Annotated in this window: 10 protein-coding genes and 2 pseudogenes; 4 read left to right on the plus strand and 8 right to left on the minus strand. The window is 61.8% G+C overall.

Annotated elements, in window-relative coordinates; translation table 11 throughout:
• Positions 1 to 75: 75 nt before the first annotated feature.
• The 8 genes and pseudogenes from NQV17_RS11605 to NQV17_RS11640 all read right to left on the minus strand — a co-directional run.
• Positions 76 to 504 carry a RhsIA family immunity protein gene (locus NQV17_RS11605; protein ID WP_257772370.1) on the minus strand — a complete coding sequence of 143 codons (429 nt, stop codon included), beginning with the start codon at positions 502 to 504 and terminating at the stop codon, positions 76 to 78.
• A 9-nt stretch (positions 505 to 513) separates the two neighbouring features.
• Entirely contained in the window at positions 514 to 4,776 is a 4,263-nt protein-coding gene (locus tag NQV17_RS11610) for an RHS repeat-associated core domain-containing protein (RefSeq protein WP_257772371.1), read from the minus strand.
• A 21-nt stretch (positions 4,777 to 4,797) separates the two neighbouring features.
• The gene (locus NQV17_RS11615) at positions 4,798 to 5,256 is read right to left on the minus strand and encodes a DUF1795 domain-containing protein (protein ID WP_212187495.1); all 459 of its coding nucleotides are present in this window, start codon (positions 5,254 to 5,256) and stop codon (positions 4,798 to 4,800) included.
• A 65-nt stretch (positions 5,257 to 5,321) separates the two neighbouring features.
• Positions 5,322 to 5,765, minus strand: a complete 444-nt coding sequence (locus NQV17_RS11620; RefSeq protein WP_257772372.1) for a hypothetical protein — start codon at positions 5,763 to 5,765, stop codon at positions 5,322 to 5,324.
• A 43-nt stretch (positions 5,766 to 5,808) separates the two neighbouring features.
• Positions 5,809 to 6,678, minus strand: coding sequence for an ankyrin repeat domain-containing protein (locus NQV17_RS11625; RefSeq protein WP_257772373.1), 870 nt, complete (start codon positions 6,676 to 6,678; stop codon positions 5,809 to 5,811).
• Complete coding sequence (locus NQV17_RS11630) at positions 6,678 to 9,677, minus strand: type VI secretion system Vgr family protein (RefSeq protein ID WP_257772374.1); 3,000 nt, start codon at positions 9,675 to 9,677, stop codon at positions 6,678 to 6,680. Before NQV17_RS11630 ends, NQV17_RS11625 begins: the two co-directional genes overlap by 1 nt.
• A gap of 147 nt (positions 9,678 to 9,824) precedes the next feature.
• Complete coding sequence (gene tssF, locus NQV17_RS11635) at positions 9,825 to 11,705, minus strand: type VI secretion system baseplate subunit TssF (protein ID WP_257772375.1); 1,881 nt, start codon at positions 11,703 to 11,705, stop codon at positions 9,825 to 9,827.
• A 311-nt stretch (positions 11,706 to 12,016) separates the two neighbouring features.
• Positions 12,017 to 12,172 (minus strand): annotated as a pseudogene (locus NQV17_RS11640) (integrase core domain-containing protein); the annotation flags it as partial.
• Positions 12,173 to 12,202: 30 nt separating this feature from the next.
• Here NQV17_RS11640 and NQV17_RS38055 point away from each other — a divergent pair.
• From NQV17_RS38055 to NQV17_RS11655, 4 genes and pseudogenes are all read left to right on the plus strand, one after another.
• Positions 12,203 to 12,676: pseudogene (locus tag NQV17_RS38055) on the plus strand (IS3 family transposase); the annotation flags it as partial.
• A 149-nt stretch (positions 12,677 to 12,825) separates the two neighbouring features.
• Positions 12,826 to 13,134, plus strand: coding sequence for an IS3 family transposase (locus tag NQV17_RS38060; RefSeq protein WP_374692699.1), 309 nt, complete (start codon positions 12,826 to 12,828; stop codon positions 13,132 to 13,134).
• Positions 13,135 to 13,714: 580 nt separating this feature from the next.
• Positions 13,715 to 16,291, plus strand: a complete 2,577-nt coding sequence (locus NQV17_RS11650; RefSeq protein WP_308235945.1) for a YjbH domain-containing protein — start codon at positions 13,715 to 13,717, stop codon at positions 16,289 to 16,291.
• 54 nt (positions 16,292 to 16,345) lie between these two features.
• Positions 16,346 to 17,062 (plus strand): carboxypeptidase regulatory-like domain-containing protein, encoded by a 717-nt coding sequence (locus NQV17_RS11655; RefSeq protein ID WP_257772376.1) that lies wholly within the window; start codon positions 16,346 to 16,348, stop codon positions 17,060 to 17,062.
• Positions 17,063 to 17,302: the final 240 nt, after the last annotated feature.

The following is a 17,302-nucleotide window of genomic DNA, read 5'->3' on the forward strand; positions in this document are numbered from 1 at the left end:
TGCACGAAACCAAAGGGTGTCCCATTCCGTCAGGCTTGACAACGCCCAATCAGAAAAACGGGGCGAACGACGTTGCTAGAGAACTGAACGCTGCCATTTGTCGTTAAAATTAAGAAACTCTTTTTTCTTCACCATCCATTTACCCGCCTTTTCCTTCATCGTGAATCGGGATATCGTCAACATTCCCAATGTCTGGCGAATGGTGAAAACCACCCCTCCGTCTGTGGATTCGACGCTATCTTCAACATCAGTTTCAGGATCGTATGTCGGCGGATCCGAACAACCCAAGTCAATTAAACGACCTTGGTTTGTTTTTTCTTGGAACGCCCATTTCTCTAAAATAGCAGAAAGATCTTTCCGTGCGCGGTCATCAATACCAGAAACATCGCCACCACTTTTCAGGGCGCTATGCTTTTTCTCGTAAAAATCCTTTTCCCATTGATTCATCTCCAACATAAATGATCGCAACGCCGCTCGTGCTTGCTCAACATTATCATCCATCATCTTAAACCTTTAATTATTGAAAATACTACCCATAATCTTCTGCCCACTCTGGAATACGTCATAGATTATCTGCGTAGGCCGAGTGCCACCGTTACCGTAGACGAATTGGATGTCGACATCAGCCGAGCCAGCCCTCTTCACATAAGCTGCGACCCGTCCCTCGAAATCTCTGAACAAACCACGGTTGATACCCGGCAACTGAGGGAAGACACCGTCCTTTCCACCACTCCCGCCGAGAAGTTTTCCTAGAATGTGGCCTGCATCGTCAGTTGGATACCCCAATAATCTCGCCCACGCTCGAGACGAAGCATTCGTTGCGGTTCCGGTGCCGAGGTCCGCAGCCGTGATCGTCGCGGTTGCACGAAGCGGCTGACCGGCTGCCCCACGCGAAACAGTAGGTGTAACACACCATCCCCACGGATCAATCCATCCGGTTGGATTGGGCGCATACGCGTACAGATTGTCACCACCCAACAAGCCGATCGGATCTTGGTTGATGAACCGACCTACGTCCGGATCATAGTATCGAAACGTGTTGTAGTGGAGCCCAGTGCTGTCGTCGGCATATTGCCCAGCATAGCGCAACGGCTGATCGGTGCGCGCGGCCGTCACTTGCCGGCTGCTCGGTTCGACCTTACCCCAAGCCGCATATTGCCCGGCCCACGCCAACTCCCCCGCCTCGTCGGTCACTTCGAGCGGCGCCCCCACGAGATCAGTATGGAAGTGGTAGATCCGGGCGGCACGCTTGGCGGTGTCGATTGCTGCTGCAGCCAACGCCTCTGCAAGTACCGCGTCGACGCGTGCCACTGGCGAGTAAGGTGCGTCTGGACTGTACACATAGCTGCTCACACCAGTCTCGCGGACCTCCTGAGCCAGTCGCGCCCCCTCCCAAACAAACCGTTTTGTCTCGGAGCGCTGCTTCGCGCCGCGCACATCGAAAGTGGTATCGGTTTTCGCGATGCGCCGACCGAGCGGATCGTAGGCAAAATGAGTTTCGACGACGCCACGCACGTCCTGCGTTCGGACCCGAATCAGCCGGTCCTGCCCGTCATACGTGAAGCGCTGCGTCCGGTTCGCCCCGCGAAACTTTGCCGCCAGATTGCCGAAAGCGTCGTATTCAAAGCGCAGGTCCTGCCACATGCGCAGGCGATTGCCTTCGACGTACCCACGACTTCGCCGCTGCGCTTCGTCGAGCAGATTTCCGGCGGCGTCCCAAGCAAATTCCTCCAGCTGCCGGTCCACGGTGTTTGCGCGGCGAGTCAGTTGCCCAGCCGGATCGTAGTTGTACTGCGTGTTGCCGCGTAGGCTGTCGCTCATCTCGATCAACTCGCCGGCGGCATCGTATCCGTAGTTTCGCCACAACTGACCGCGCCCGCGTCCCAACGCTTCATGTTGGAGGCCAGACGACTGCCAGACCTTACGACCGAGCGGATCATAGGCGGAGCGTTGAGTCAGCCGCCCCTGTGTGCGCGTGATCTCGCGATGCAAGTCGTCACGCTCGAAGTCGCTCACCACCTGATCGCCGCAGCGGATCTGGTGCACGTGCCCAGAGCCGTAACGCAACATCTGCAACGTCTGGTTGTGAGGCAACTCGAGCGCCATCACGTTATCGAGTGCATCGAGCGCATATTCGACCCTGCCGTTCGCCCCATGCTCGGCAACCAGTCGACCGGCCTTGTCGTATTCGAAGTTCACAACGTCCGGCGAGATCCCAAGTGCTATGCCAGCTGACGTCGGCGTGCGCTCTACCCTCACTAACTGGTCGCCCTTGTTGTACTCGAAGCGCGTGACTTCGGTCGGCGAATATTGCACCTTCACATTTCCCATCCGGTCACGTTCCAATCGGATGGTTCGAATCGGACGATCTTGCGCCGAACGGCCTTCGGGCGCACCAACAAGGTCTACCGCCAACAATTCACCAGCTTCCCCATACTCAAACCGCCGCTGCACGCCATCCGGACGGGTCTCGGTCAACAAGCGGCCGCCTGCGCTATACGTGAATGCGTAGTGGGCGTGGCCCTGTCGGAGCTCGCGAAGCCGTCCTTGTGCATCGTAGCGATAGCAAAGCCGCCTTCCGGCGGGATCGATCGTCTCGATTAGCTGCCCTCGAGTATTCCGCAGCAACTGCTGGACGTGTCCGCCACGGTCGACGTGTCTGACCATCAATCCTGCCGCATCGTGCTCGAATGTCTCCGCACTGCCGTCTGGATACCTAATCTGGCGCGGCTCGCCGGTGGGGCGCAGATCATACGCGATGCGTTGCCCCAGTGCATTCTCCCGCGCGAGCGTTAGGCCGAACGCATCGAAAATCGTCCGCGTCGTTTTGCCGGAACAGTCGGTGTAGCGGACCAGCTCGCCGAGGCCGTTCCACTCCAGCGTCGAACGGCCGCCACGCGCGTCGACGTGCGCGATCGGCAGCGCGGTCAGCCCTTTTGGATATTCGTAGCGATTTTCCCGACCAAGCGGATCCTGACTCAACAGCAGCCGTCCCTGTGGATCGTATTCCGCACGCCAGGCGCCGCCGTCAGCCCCGACAACCTCCACGGGCCGCATGCTGTTGCCGTCATAGCGAGTGCGAGTCGTACGGCCCAGCGGATCGGTCTCGGCGACGATCCGGCCTGCATCGTCGTACTCGAACTCGACCGTGCGCTCACCCGGCAGCATCAGCATCACCGGCATGCCAGCGTCGTTGTATTTGATCCGGTAGAGTCCGCCGTCGAAGTCGGTGTACTCGACAATCTGAAACTGTGCGTCGAAGCGCCAGTGCGCGGTGCGGCCATCGGCGTATCGAACGCGGGTTTGACGGCCTTCGATGTCATATTCGAGCGTCGCGTCCTCGCCTTCGCTGGTGCGTGTCGCGACTACCCGCGGCTGGCCTTCTATCGTCGACCACACGTAACTCGACGTGAAACCCAGTGCGTTCACATGGCTCGCCATCAGGCCGTTGGTATATGCGAACTGGCGCACGACCGCCCCATTTGCGTCCGTCACCGACGCCAGCTGGCCGTTCTCATCGTATCCGTAAGCGACGGCCAGCCGGCGCTCATTGCCATGAACGAGCGTGACCGCGCTAAGCCGTCCGTGTTCCTGCTCGTAATCGAGCACGGCATTCAATCCGCCGCACGTCAGAATCTCGGTGACGCGGCCGCGGCTATCGCGCTCGAACTGGCACCACTGCCCAGCCTGATCCTCGATGCGGCGCACCCAGGCGATACGGCCGGAGTCCGGATCGTATCGGCCGAAGTCGTAATACGTCTCGCCAATGTCATGCAGAATGTAACGTCCATCCGGCGTACAGGTCAGATATTGCTGCTCGGCTTCGCTGAACGCAGCTTGCCCAGCCCTCAGCAGCGGAAACCCGCTCTCGCGTCCTTGTGTGTCAGTCAACCAGAGGCGCCCGTCACGAGCATGCAGACGGCGCTCCCACGGCAGCACCCACCCGCGGCCGAGCGTTCCCGCATAGTCAATACTGCTTGAATAAAATCGTTCGACCGAAACCGGCATCGGGCTCGGGATCACGAAGTCGGTTTCCGATTCGGCCTGCAGGATCTTCCGGCCGGTCGTCACATCGACCGGGTTACCAAACATCCCGCCTATCGCCTTGTTGATCGCAGGGCCGGCGACGTAGCGCCCAAAGGCTTCTCCAAGAACAAACCCGCCGATGAACTTTGCGGCGCACGGTAGAACCGCGCGCGACAGGCCGCCAGCTGCCTTCAAGAGTCCGCCAAGCCCCCCGACCAGTCCCGCCAGCGCGAACGCCCAGTCGGTCGCGGTCCGTAACCAAGGAGGTACTTCGTCATCAACCGGTAGGTATGTCTGTGTGCCGCCGTGAAAGAACGTGTTGTGAGAACCGTCGCCGATCGTCGCGCCGCAGGTGATCTTGTCGTCCTTCCGCGCCGCGGGACGCCCGTTGATGAAGATGTTCGTCGATCCTTGAGCGACAAGCGGAATAGGATTGTGCTTGCTGCATGCCACGCCGCTCAACGTCGCATAGGCCGCCGACAAGGAATTGACGTAGACGTCCGGCGAACCTGTAATGATGTTGCCGGATTGCGAGCTGAACATCTTCCCGATCGACTCTCCTATTGATAGGAGCGCCTGCGCTCCGATACCGGCCATCATGCCGGCCAGCAACGCCACGCCGAATCCGCATGTGAACGTGGCGAACGCCACTGCGGCGATCAGGGCAATGCCCAGTACGGCGCCGACCAGAAAGCCCGCAAGTGCGCTGGTGTGATCGATCGGGTCAGTGACGCGTGCGGCTTCGTACACGATGATGGTCCTCTGATGTTGTTATGCCGACTCTTGTTCTGCCGGACGGTAGCCGTCGAGCCAGTTGCGCCACAATGCGTCGAGCGTTTCGCCGAAGCTCTTCGCGCTCGATGCGGTAAAGATCAGCACGCGTCCCGGGGCAACGATGAATGCACCTTGCCGTTGAAAGACGGTCTTTGGACCGTTCCGATAGGCAGCGTCGATGCGCTCCCCCGGCATTCCATCGGTTTCAGGCCCAAGCCGTTCAGCCTGGCGCGAAAGCACCCGGTGTCCCTGCAGCCTCGATTTGAGCAGCGCGATCTGCCGATCGATATACGGCGCAAGGGTCTCTCCGTCCTTGAGCCAGTCGCGTGCGACACTGAGGTTCGGCTGCGCGGCCGTATCGACCGGCACGAAGAGGTTGGTCGTGCGATCCTCGAAACCGTTCGGCAGAACGATGCTGCCTTCGTGAATCCGGATACGGTTTTCGGAATCCGTCATGCTAGTTCTCTCGTGATGTGTAGTTGTTGGAATGAGTGAAAATCAGCGTCCAATCGCGCCGACACTCATTTTCCCTGCGGCGCGACGGCGTTTTCCCGGCGCAAGCGCACGCTGCCCGCGAGCAGTACGACATGCGCGACGAGCCACACGTAAAACGCGACGCCGTAGCCGGAAATCGGCGTCGCGTCTGCTTCGTTGAAGTACCACTTTGTCGCGAACAATGAACAGAGCGCACATGCGAGCGCAGCGGCCGAAAGCTGGCTCGCGCGGGTATATCGGCTCCGAGCGAGCTGGACGGCCGCGGCCACGTAGAGCGGATTGGCCAGCCATGCTGGATTGAGCATGAACAGTCCCAACCAGCCCTGGGCGAGAACCGACAGCCCGTTGAGCGACGCTTCCTTTTCGAAATGCATCGCCGGCATCGTCAGCGAGAGGAGGTACAGCGCCCCGGATACGCCGAGGACCGTCTCCCGCCTGATACGCGGCGTCGAATCAAAAACGTTCATCATTTCCCGAATCCATTGCACGACGCTTCCACCGTCACGCGTGCGTTCAATCCGTCTGGCCGGCCGGCGTCACGACCTTCTCGCCGCGCGCGCGCATCGCTGCGCGTTGCGCCTTCGGATCGAGCGGCGGCCACGGCGCGCCGGCCGTTACGATCTTTCGGCGGATATCTTCGATGCGCGTACGCGCCGCGGAATCCGCAGTCGTATGGTTCTTCAACTCGTTTTGCAGCACCCACCCGTACGACACGCCGAGCTGGCTGGCAATCTTCGGATCCGCGCCGTGCGAGAGGAGGTAGTCGACGACGTCCCACTGCTGAATCATCGTCGCCTCGAAGAGTGCCGTCTTTCCAAGCGAATCGCGAGCATTCACGTTCGCCTTGTGCTCAACCAGCAGCTTCAGCTGGGGCAGCAACCGGTTCTCTGCAACTGCAAAAATCATCGGCGTGTCGCCGTTGTATTGCCAGTTGGGATCGAGTCCGCTGTTCAACAACACGCGCAGGAGATTGGGCGTATCGGCCCGCAATGCGACATCGACTACAGATCCGCCGCTGACACCGACCGGCGCCTTGGGATCTGCGCCGTTCTTCACGAGCACCGAAATGATCTGGTAGCGCGGATTGGACGCGTCGTTCTTGACCGGGACGATTTCCTGCACGGCATACGACAGCAGCGTCGTATTCTTCGCGCCCGGCGCATTCAGATCGGTCTTAGGCGCAAGCTGCTGAACGCGAGTGAGATCGCCGTCATGAATGGCCTGAGCCAACGTGAGTTGCTGCCCCGAAAAGAAATCTTCCGGTGCGTAACGCTTGAAGCCAGTCATGTTCGTCCCTTGGGCTTGAGTGGGCCACCAGAGCGGCGAGGACACTCCAACGAGTGCGGCAATCGCGCCGGCGGTTATCGCTTTTTTGTATCGCATCAGTGAGATGAATTCAGTTGGGAGACCAGGTCGAGTTGATCCTTCGCGACCTGCTGGTTGATCCCGTTCGTCACGTCACCCATCAGGTGACGGCCGACCGTGGTCACGCTCTCACCATCGAGCGTGACGGGGCTACCAACAGCCTTGGGCATCAGCGCCGCCGTACCGTCGCTGATCGGCCCGAGTCGGCCTTCCTGCAGGCCGGTCAGGATATCGCCGTCGACGCGGTAGGCCGTGATGTTGGCCGGCTGGGCGGTCCCGCCGTATTGTGCGACGGTCTCCGGATTGAGGCCGGCAGCATTGAAGGTCACCGCCGAACCGCCGCTGGCCTCGGCTGCAGCAGACGCCAGGCCACCGCCGAGCGAATGCCCGGTGAAATCGACGCCGGCCGACGCGCCCGTGGTCTCGATGTTCTTGCCGATCGTGACCGCATTGCGGTAATACGGCGCATCGGCGCCGAGCCCTTGCGCCATGTTGTTGCTCATGTCTTCGCCGAAGAGCTGCTGGGTACCCTTGAACGCGACCGTCGGCTTCATGCTGTCGCCGAAGACCTTCGGATCCGGGATATACATCTGCGACCCGAAGTTGCTACCGCTTTTCTCGAAGTCGCTCGGCTTGAGCCCGAAAGCCTTCAACGCTTCCGGATCGTTGGTCGCCATCTTCCACCCGGTCGGCGGCGGATCGTTCGGGTGATACACGTGATCCGCGAGTTTCGCCAGTTGCTGCGCCTTCAGCGAGCTCGCCAGCTTGGCCGCCGCCGCGCGCGTCGCCGGATCGGGGCTCGCCAATCCCTTCGCGATCGTCGCCTGCTCTGCCGCCCATTCGAGCGCGAGCGCCTGTTCCGCGGATTGCGCACTGCCGCGATTCAAATGGATGACCGGCCCGTCGAGATAAATGCCGTTCGCGTTGATGACGATCGTTGACGGACCGAAGGTCAGCTTTATGCTGTCCGGCGTCATCGTCACGACGCCGTCCCCGACACGATGCTCGATGCCGTCGCTCGCCTGATGGCTTTGCATGCCGGGGCCGGCCTTGCTCGCGATGGCCTTCGTATTGATCACGTTCGCCGTGGTGTCGCGCGTCAGCGCGATGGTTTCCTTCAATCCGCCCTGCGCGATCTGCTTCGTCTCGCTGCCCTTGAGCAGCGACACGGTGCGCCCGCCGGCTTCGACCGTATGCGTTTCCGAATCCTTGATGACCGTGTTCATATCTTTCTGCGCGTGCAGAAAGACCTCTTGCGCGCCGTTCACGTCGGAGAACCGCAGTTCGTTCGAGCCGGCGCCCTTGTGCGTCTGGCTCTTGATCCCCATCGTCTGCCCGGCAGCCCCGTGATAAGGATTGCCCTGCTCGCCGTTGTAGACGCGGCCCACAATGACCGGATTGTCGGGGTCCCCTTGATTAAACGCGACCAAGACCTCCTGATTGATCCGTGGGATGGCGGCCGCCCCCCACCCGTCACCCGCCCAAGGTTGGGACACGCGGATCCACATCGAATCCGAGCCGTCCAACTTGCCGCGGCGATCCCACAGAAAGTGCACCTTCACGGCACTGCCGTTCGTGTGAATTTCTTCGCCCTTTGGGCCGACCACGATTGCCGACTGCGTGCCGCGAATGACGGGCTTTGGTGTATGTCTGGGTGAACGATACGGAAACTTCTTCGGGAGCAGGGAAAATGTATTGCGGTACGGCAGTTTCGCGTTGTGTTCCGTGTAATCATTCACGGCCTCATGACGAACGTGCAGGACTGCGTATTCCTGATTGTTGGCCATGACTGGATGGTTGGTCACCGTCACACTGCCAGCAGCGCTCATCCGCCACGCATAGCCGCTGCCCGTATACCGATGCGCGCTCGCTTCTTCTGCTTGCATCGCAATGCGTGCGTAACGGTCGCCGTCATCGCCGTGGTCGAACAACGACTGGTGTTCGAAACGCTCCGTTGTCTCGAGCCCCGCATGCCGGAGATTCTCCGGCTCGGCCTGCGCCAGCATCAGCGGCGACGACGGGTTCTGGTGATTGAAGTCGCGAAAAGCGATCTTGCCGACCCCGAAACGCCGGCCTTCATGCAACTGTTCAATACCGTTGTCTTCACTCGCCGCGGTGGCGGCATACGGCAAATTGGCCAACCCGTAGATCGGGCGGAAAACGAAATTCGTATCGCCGATGACAAGGAAGTGCTTTTCCTTCTCGTAGCGGTGAGTCCAGATCAGGCCTTCCTGCTCCATCAGACGCGCACAGAAGTTGTAATAGGACTCCTGGTACATCACGATGTATTCGAGCGGCTTCTGTGCGGTCCGGATGTCGAATTCGAAATCGGTGAACCCGTGATCCTGGAAAATCTCGGTGAGGATGTCCTGAGCGGTCTTGTTCTGGAAAATCCGGCAGTCGGTCGAGCGCGTCAGAAACCAGAACCACGGCGCCACCGTCATTTGATATTGCGTCACCTTGCCCGGGTTACCCGCCCGGTCGAACGACGTGACGTAGCCATCGAAGTAACGGATGCTGACGGCCCCGCCTGATGAGACGATGCGCTCAAGCGTGGACTGCCGCGCGCTCTGGTCGAATCGAATCTTGATCGGTTGCCCGATCAGCTGATCGGGCACCAGATCGTGTTGATGCGACAGCAAATCGAGGTGGATTTCCGGCAACCGATTGACGTGTTCGTCGATAACCGCGGTGCTGACCAGCAGCACGTCCGGACCGAGCGGCGAGTCGATTGTCACGTATCGATTTAGCTGAGTCAGTCGAGCAACGCCGCCGGCCGCATTGTTGAGTGCGTCCGCAATCGCGGCCGGCGTTTTGTTCATCAGCGAAAAACCGGTCTGCGCCAGCTGAACCGCGCGTTGCACGGTGTCGATATGACTTGCAACGCCGGCGAGCGGGCCAATCTGGCCTGCCACCGTGGATGCGACCGGCCCGGCAAGGCCGCCAAGCGCGCTCAGCGAGCCCAACAGATTTCCGCCGGAACCGGCCGGAATACCGCCATTCGGGGCGAAACTCATTTGAATTCCCTTTATTTTCGTCTCAGGTTCTGTCCCCAATTGGTTCACCAGCTTGAGGCCCCGCTACTGTAGGACAAAACGTTTGCCAGCGAAAGATACCTGAAATTCCTTTGCAATTTCCCTGCTGATACCTTTTCCACCCGTTAATCAAATAAGCGGTTGGGAACCGGCGCAGGGTTCACCGCGTCGCAGTACCGCACCGGTCTCTGCCGAGACCAATACGATTTGCACGAAGCTGGTGACTGGAACGTACGGGGAAAATAGCCGATCCATCACGCGCGCCAATCCGGCGAGACTGAATTGGACGAAACGCAGCTCGTCGATCACGAGCCGGACCTCCAATCCTTGGACGAACGCTGAAGCCGGCTTGCCTGGCATCCAGCGCCTCACCCGTTCAGTCGAGAGGGACACGAGCGCGTCGAATCGCCGGCCGGCATCGGGCGCGGACATGCCGAAGCGGGTGCACAAGCGCTTGAACTCATTGAGCCCGTCGGCGTTTAGCCGCGCCGCCTGCGGAACCAGCCACGACAGCAATTCCCACAGGTCGCCGCGGCGAAAAATCGGCGCGGGACTTGCACTGGGCTGAGCCAATAACTCGGTCTCGTCACCCGAGTCCCCATCGCGCACGGCTAACCGGCGCTCGCGCATGTCCGCCAGGTTGCCATTTGTGCAAGACAGCACGATGTCGAGCTGGCGCTGCGCGGCCGGATCAACCGGCTCGCCGCGGGCGTTCACAAGCGCGAGTTCCAAGCCACGCAATCCGGCTGCGCGCGCTCCAGTTGCATGTCTGCGCAGCGCTTCCTGTCCCGGCTTGCCGGGCTCGGAAGGCGGCTTCGGCGCGCGCCGGGCTTCGTCCCGCAAAACGATCCAATACGGGCCTGGAGCTGCGCCAAGCGCATGCTGCAAGGATTCGAAGGGCGGCAGAAGTGCGGCACCCTGGGCGGTCGTGATACGGACCTGATCAACTGACCAGATCTCGGTCGTGGCTGCGCTCTTCAGCGAAAACGGTTTCAGCGCATAGTACGCTTGCCCAGCCTTCGTTTCGATTGGCTCCGCATTGCTCGAGAACAAGTTGACTACTGGTGTGCAAAACAGCCGGAGATTGTCGGCCGACGCTGCAATCAATCGTTGGGCGCGACGTGAGTCGGGGTGGACGCCGGCAAGGGCCAAATGCAACGTGATCCGGCGCGCACCGCCCGCCAACCGTTTCAACCGCGCCAAATCCAGATCGAGGTTGTCAAATCGAGCGGGAAACGCGCCGTACTCCATCAACAAATGAAACGGAGCAGTCGTGTTGTCGCGAGGCGGCGGAAGCAGCGCGTCGGCATCGTCGAAACCTGCGGCCGCCAGCGGCATGTCCACCCGACGCCAGCGCCCGTTGCCGTCCAGTTCAACGAAGGCACGCGTGGCGTGCATCAGCACGCCGTCGGCGAGCGCAGCCACCACCTCCCTCTCCCCCGCCAAATGTATCCGCAGCATATCGGGAGCGATGGAGAACTGGGCCGACGGTGCCGTGAGCTCAAGGGTGAAAGACAAAATCCCCGTCGTGTCGGACGGCAGTGTCGTTTGCATCGGCGCGACGGTCGACGTCGCGTAACGTACAGCGGAAACGGTCAACGGCACCAACGTGACGTCGGCGGCAGTGCGGAACACCAAGCGGCTATTCGGCGCCACCAATTGGGTGCCGCGTGGAACTATTCGCGGCTCGGTCTGCTTGCTGTCTCGATCCACGCGGAATTGGGCCATCGCACAAGATGGAAACGGCCGCAGGAACGCTCCGTGGATTGTGTCAATCAACGCGTGAGTAAACTCCGGCACCTCATCTTCGAGTCGGAGGTCGTGCCGAGCGCACATCAACGCGAACGATTGCAGCAGCCGTTCGACGTGTGGGTCATCCGAGTGCTCACCGGACATCGCAAGACGAGCCGCGATTTTGGGGTAAAGCTCGGCGAATGCGCGCGTCGAGCGGCGCAGCAGACCCAGCTCACGCTCAAAATGCGGTAGAAGATCCTCGGGTTCGATGGCCATACGCGTTTCAGATGGTCACGCCGATCTGTCAATCGGTACCGTGCTCATGGGTAGACGCAGCGATTCTAACCGGGCGTCACGCACGCTTATCTCGAATTTATCGAGTCGAGAGCGAATCAATCATAGCGTTTGAAATACGCAGGCCATGAGGCATGCCGTGAAACGAGGGTCGCCACTATGGCCCTCGTGACAGCCCTCTGGGCTTCGGGAGGTTCGGTTGCCCATCGCCAAGCGAGCAAAAGCGATGAGCACGCTCTCGAAACTTCTCTGCATCGTAGCAGAGCTGACCTGCCTGATTTCTTCGGGCCATTTCAATCTTGGAGAACGGCCTCGGTTGCTTCAGTTGAACAATACCGCTGCTTGAACTCGTTGGGCGTCAGATAGGCCAGGCTCGAATGCGGCCGGATGGCATTGTAGTGACGCCGCCACTGCTCGATCACAACCTTCGCTTCCGTGCGCGTTCGAAAGCGAATCAGGCCACCTGGCCTACTGCGACGATGGCGCGGCTGCTGGGGGTCTCTGCCAGCGGCTTCTACGCATGGCGCCAACGAGCGCCATCGGCGCATGCCCGCAGTGATGCCGATCTGTCGGCCCGCATCCGCGCCATCTACACCGGCTCACGCGGCACCTACGGCATGCCCCGCGTTCATGCGGAGCTTGCTGAGCAAGGCATCCACGTCGCGCGCAAACGAGTCGCACGATTGATGCGTCTCGCTGGTCTGCGTGGCGTAAGCCGGCGCAAATGGATCACCACGACACGACGACAAGCCGGGGCACGTGCCGCACCGGATTTGGTGCAGCGGCACTTCAACGCCGATGTGCCGAATCGCCTGTGGGTCGCCGACGCGACCTTCGTGCCGACCCGCGCAGGCTTTCTCTATCTGGCCGTGGTGCTGGACGTGTTCAGTCGCCGCATCGTCGGCTGGGCGATGGGCTGCCACCTGCGCACGGAGCTGATGCTCAAGGCCTTGGACATGGCACTGGCGCAACGCCACGCCAAGGGCGTCATTCACCATTCGGATCAAGGTGCCAATACACCTCCCTCGCGTTTGGGCGGCGCTGCCGTGAGGCCGGCGTGCGCCCATCCATGGGTTCCCTGGGCGACTGCTTTGATAACGCGATGTGCGAGTCGTTCTTCGCCACGCTCGAATGTGAATTGCTCGCGCGCACGCGCTTCGAAACCCGCGAGCAAGCCAGCCGCGCGATCTTCTCATTCATCGAAGGTTGGTATAACCCGCATCGCCGCCACAGCAGCCTTGGTTATCGCTCGCCGATCATCTACGAGCATATCCACCGCGAACAAAACCGAACATGCGTGCCAAGCGAGTTGCCCACCGCCGGCCAGCGTCATGGTCGTGATAGGCGACCCGTGGGCCGGCCGTGGACAACTCGCAGCGCCACGCCAAACGGAGGAGTTCCGCCTGCTTAAAATTTAACTGCCCAACCGTTCACGGAAACGGGTCAACCTCAAATCGCGCGAGCACGTCGAGGTACTGTTCGAGCCGCTCCAGGTGCGCACGCACGCATCAGGCGATTGATTCAATACTGGTTTATCCGGTGTTCAAGCGAAAGGCGATCCCGTTCGCGCGCCCGGGCATGCTTGTTTCCGTCGACTCAATTTGTCGGATTTGATCAAGAATCCGGCGCAGATTGCGCTTCCGGTTTCCATAGACTTACTCGCATATAGGTAACGATCCGTAATACAGCAGCGAGACATGCGAACCCATGGGAAGCGCACGTCTGAATGAAACGATTGCCCGCGGACGTGTACCGCACGGCGTCGGCCCGATCGCCGGACGCATGAGCATGGGGTGAAATTCGGTCTAATTATAAGTTATGCGAATGAAACGATATTGACGAAACCCGGTGCGGATTGCGGTCGCCGGGCTTGATTGCGCGAGCGAGTCGCTTCGGGGAACGGTCCACGCGGCAGGATGAGGTGGGCGCGCCAAATCGCTAACGGGCGCGCGATGTTGGGGGGCGTTGCCATGTGTCGATCACGGTGCCATGTGTCGATCGCGGTGCCATGTGATCGGCGCGCGACAGCGATCGGAGTTATGCATACCGGTGCGTCGCAGGTGATGCGGGCACTTCGCCGTTCCGCGGGACGGGGTTGGGTAGAGGATCGAGAGGGATCTTCGATCGCATCGTCGCCGCATGAGCGTTCACGGCCACGAGCGATGCCAGTGCCGCGGCGGTGCATGTCGACGTTCGGCGATGTCGGATGCCACACACGATACGAACAATCAAGTATGCGACCGATGACGATCAAGCTACGTGCGAACGCGACCACGAACAAGCCGGCGGCCATTGCCCTGGGGGCAGTGGTGGCATTTTCCCTGCCGGCTGGTGCGGCGGGCACGCCCGTGCTGACATCGCTGGGGCAGTCCGGCGGGCTATTGATTCCATACGGATTCACGCTGCCTGAAGGAACATTCGAGGCGCAATACAACAACTACATCGATCCACGGTTCGGGAAGCAGACGACGAGTTCGGACATCGTCTGGGGCGCGATCGGCCTGTTTCCGCACGTGGAGATATCCGGCGGTCTGGCGAACTATCCAGGCGACGTACGCACGACGGTGCCGGGCTACGACCACATCGTGCTTCGACATCTGATGGCGAACGCAAAGGTCTCGATTCCGAAGTTCTTCACATACCAGCCGGACATCGCGATCGGCATCAATGACGTTGGCGGGCAAACGCACTACTTCCGGTCCACCTACGGTGTCGTATCGCAAGTGCTCGGGCCCGCGACGCTGACGGTCGGCTACGGGCACGGCGACCGGCTCGACGGGGTGTTCGGCGGCGCCGAGCTTCGGCTGTGGCACACGGGCCTGTCGCTGCTGGCGGAGCACGATTCGAAAACGCCCTATGCGGGCATCCGCTTCCAATCGCCGCCGATCAAGTGGCTGGCCGACGCGAGCCTCGTGGGCACCGTGATGCGCTCGCTCAGGCATACGGACGGGATCGCGCCGCGCACGTCGTTCTCGATCGGCGTGCAGATTCCGCTCGGCAGGCGGTTCGATGCCGCGCGCTGCGGCGACGGCTTGTGCAGCGACGCGCCGGTTGTCGCGGCAGGCACATCGGCGCCGGACGACGTGCGCGCAGCGGACGACAACACGCTGCGACCTGCGGCCGCGCTCGCGCCGCTCAGCGCATTCACGCGGATCGAGCCTGCCACGCCCGCGGCGGCGGACGCGTCACGCGACGATCGAGTCATGCCGTCGCTTCACACGCCGCCGGATCTCGTTCGGACCGCCGCGCCGGCAGTCGACGCGGCGCCGGACCCGGCGGCGCTCGACAGGATCGTGCGCGCGCTGACGGACGCCGGACTCGAGCGCGTGCGCGCCGGCATGGCGGGCGCGGATCTCGTCGTCGAATATGAAAACCACCGCTACAACCAGAACGAGGCGGACGCGCTGGGCATCGCGCTCGGCGCGGCAGCGGAGTACGCGCCGAAGGGCGTCGAGACCGTGCGCATCGTAATCAAGAAGGCGAACGAGCCGGTGGGCGAGTTGAGCGTCGATCGGGCGGACTACGCGCGCTTCGTCGCGGGTGGCGCGTCGACCGCCGCCGGCGCGTCGCTGTCGATGCGCACGCGGCCGACGCACGATGCTGATTCGATTGCGTGGGTAGGCAACGCCCGCGCGCACGGGCTCGTACGGATCCAGATCGCGCCGGTCACGCACTACCTCTACGGCACTGAGTACGGCAACTTCGACTACTCCGTGGGCGCGAAAATCCAGGGCTTCGTGCCGCTGTGGCGCGGCGCGGAACTGTATTCGAGCGTGATCGTGCCGATTGCGAACAGCAAGAACATGGACAACGGCCGCGTCTACGACCAATACCGCTTGCGCGGCGGGCTGTCGACCGTTGCGCTCGTGCAGAGCTTCTGGATTGCGCCGCGCGTTTTCAACGTGACCGCGCTCGGCAAGTTCGACCTCCAGTACCTGGGCGTCGAGAACGAGACGACCGCGTTCGTACCGGGCCGTCCCGACGTGGTGCGGCTGAAGCTCGCCTATCTGCATCACGAGCCGGGCAAGGATGCGCTGCCGGCGGAGAAGAACGCGCTGCTCACGTACCGGTGGGTCGAGCCCGCATGGAAGATGTGGATCGAGGCGGGCGTCGCGCGCTATGTCGGTGGCGACAAGGGCCCGCTGATCACGTTGACGCGCTGGTTTGACGACGTGTCGTTCAGCGTGCAGGGATGGCATAGCGGCCACGGCTCGTTCGTCGGCGCGTCGGTCAGTTTCCCGTTGACGCCGCGCCAGGGCATGAAGCCGGGGATCGTGCAGATCAACGGGCCCGAACAGTTCTCGCTCAATTTCCGCACGCGTGTCGGATCGTCGAACTATCTCGCGCAAGACGGCGCCGAGAATCTCGACTTTGCCTACAACGCGCAGCAGTTCCTGCTCAACCAGGGGCGCTTCAGCGCCGAGTACTTCGCGACGCAGCTTTACCGGATGCGCGATGCCTACAAGCGCTACGCGCATTCCGCCGGCGTGGCGCCGCCCGCGACGGAGGCGGCGCTGCCGGCTGACGGCGTGCAGCCGTCGGCCGCGCGCGAGGCAAGCATTCAATGATCGAGGGACCGGAGAGTCCTCGGGAAAATCGGGTTGATCTAACGGAGAAAATCAATGAAGACGATGAAGAAAGCGGCACTGAGGGCATTGCAAGTCGGCACGTTTGCGCTCGCGGGTACGCTCGCGGCCTGTGGCGGAGGTGACGACAGTCCGAGCACGACGCCTTCGAATGCGTCGTCGGCCACGATCAACGGCACGGCCGCGACCGGCGCAGCGATGGCGAACGCGGCGATCACGATCGTGTGCGCGACCGGCAACGGTTCGGGCACGGCCGACGCGAACGGCGCTTTCTCGGTCACGTTTGTGCTCGCGGGGCCGTGCGCGATCACCGGCACGAACGGGACGACCACGCTGCACTCGTTCGCGAGTGGCGGCGGCACGTTCAACGTGACGCCGTTGACCGAACTGCTGCTGACCTATCTGGCGGGGCAACTGGGCACGGACCTGAACGGGCTGCTGTCGGGCCTCGCGTCCAATCCGACGTATCAAAGCGCGTTGACGAACCCCGCTGCCGTTGCGGCTGCGGCGAATGGGGTTGCCCAGACCATCAAGAACGAAACCGGCGTCACGCTGTCGACGTCCGCGTTCCTGACGACGCCGTTCAAGCCAGGCCAGGCCGGCCAGGATTCGGACCTCGAAGCGCTGAAATCGAAGGGCGCGCTCGGAGGAAACGGCCAGCCGTCTGCGACGTTGCTCGGCAAGGTGGGTGACGCCGGCAAGGCAGCCGGCAAGCCCACCGGCGGCACCGGCGGCAGCGGCAACCCGGCGTAACGGCGAGCGAATCCGCGCGCGGCACCGTGCGCGCGGATTCACACCCGGCGCGTTGCCCGCCACGCGGTTCGATGTCGAACGCGCGCGCCCGGGCAACTGTGCAGAACACCACAGCGAACACGCCCGGTCAGGACAACGATCAGGCCGACGCCTGATCGCTGCAAGTCTGGAGCCGGGCGCCGAAGGGATACGACGCCCGGCTTGCCTCAGCGCTCAAGAAAGGGCCTGAGCTTGTCTGCC

It is taken from the genome of Burkholderia sp. SCN-KJ (assembly GCF_024656005.1).
Classification (GTDB): Bacteria; Pseudomonadota; Gammaproteobacteria; order Burkholderiales; family Burkholderiaceae; genus Burkholderia.

Bases quoted from the DNA above. Each gene is read 5' to 3' on its own strand.
- NQV17_RS11605 (WP_257772370.1), bottom strand. From the start codon at position 504: ATGATGGATGATAATGTTGAGCAAGCACGAGCGGCGTTGCGATCATTT.
- NQV17_RS11615 (WP_212187495.1), bottom strand. From the start codon at position 5,256: ATGACGGATTCCGAAAACCGTATCCGGATTCACGAAGGCAGCATCGTT.
- NQV17_RS11620 (WP_257772372.1), bottom strand. From the start codon at position 5,765: ATGATGAACGTTTTTGATTCGACGCCGCGTATCAGGCGGGAGACGGTC.
- NQV17_RS11625 (WP_257772373.1), bottom strand. From the start codon at position 6,678: ATGCGATACAAAAAAGCGATAACCGCCGGCGCGATTGCCGCACTCGTT.
- NQV17_RS11630 (WP_257772374.1), bottom strand. From the start codon at position 9,677: ATGAGTTTCGCCCCGAATGGCGGTATTCCGGCCGGTTCCGGCGGAAAT.
- tssF (WP_257772375.1), bottom strand. From the start codon at position 11,705: ATGGCCATCGAACCCGAGGATCTTCTACCGCATTTTGAGCGTGAGCTG.
- NQV17_RS38060 (WP_374692699.1), top strand. From the start codon at position 12,826: ATGTGCGAGTCGTTCTTCGCCACGCTCGAATGTGAATTGCTCGCGCGC.
- NQV17_RS11655 (WP_257772376.1), top strand. From the start codon at position 16,346: ATGAAGACGATGAAGAAAGCGGCACTGAGGGCATTGCAAGTCGGCACG.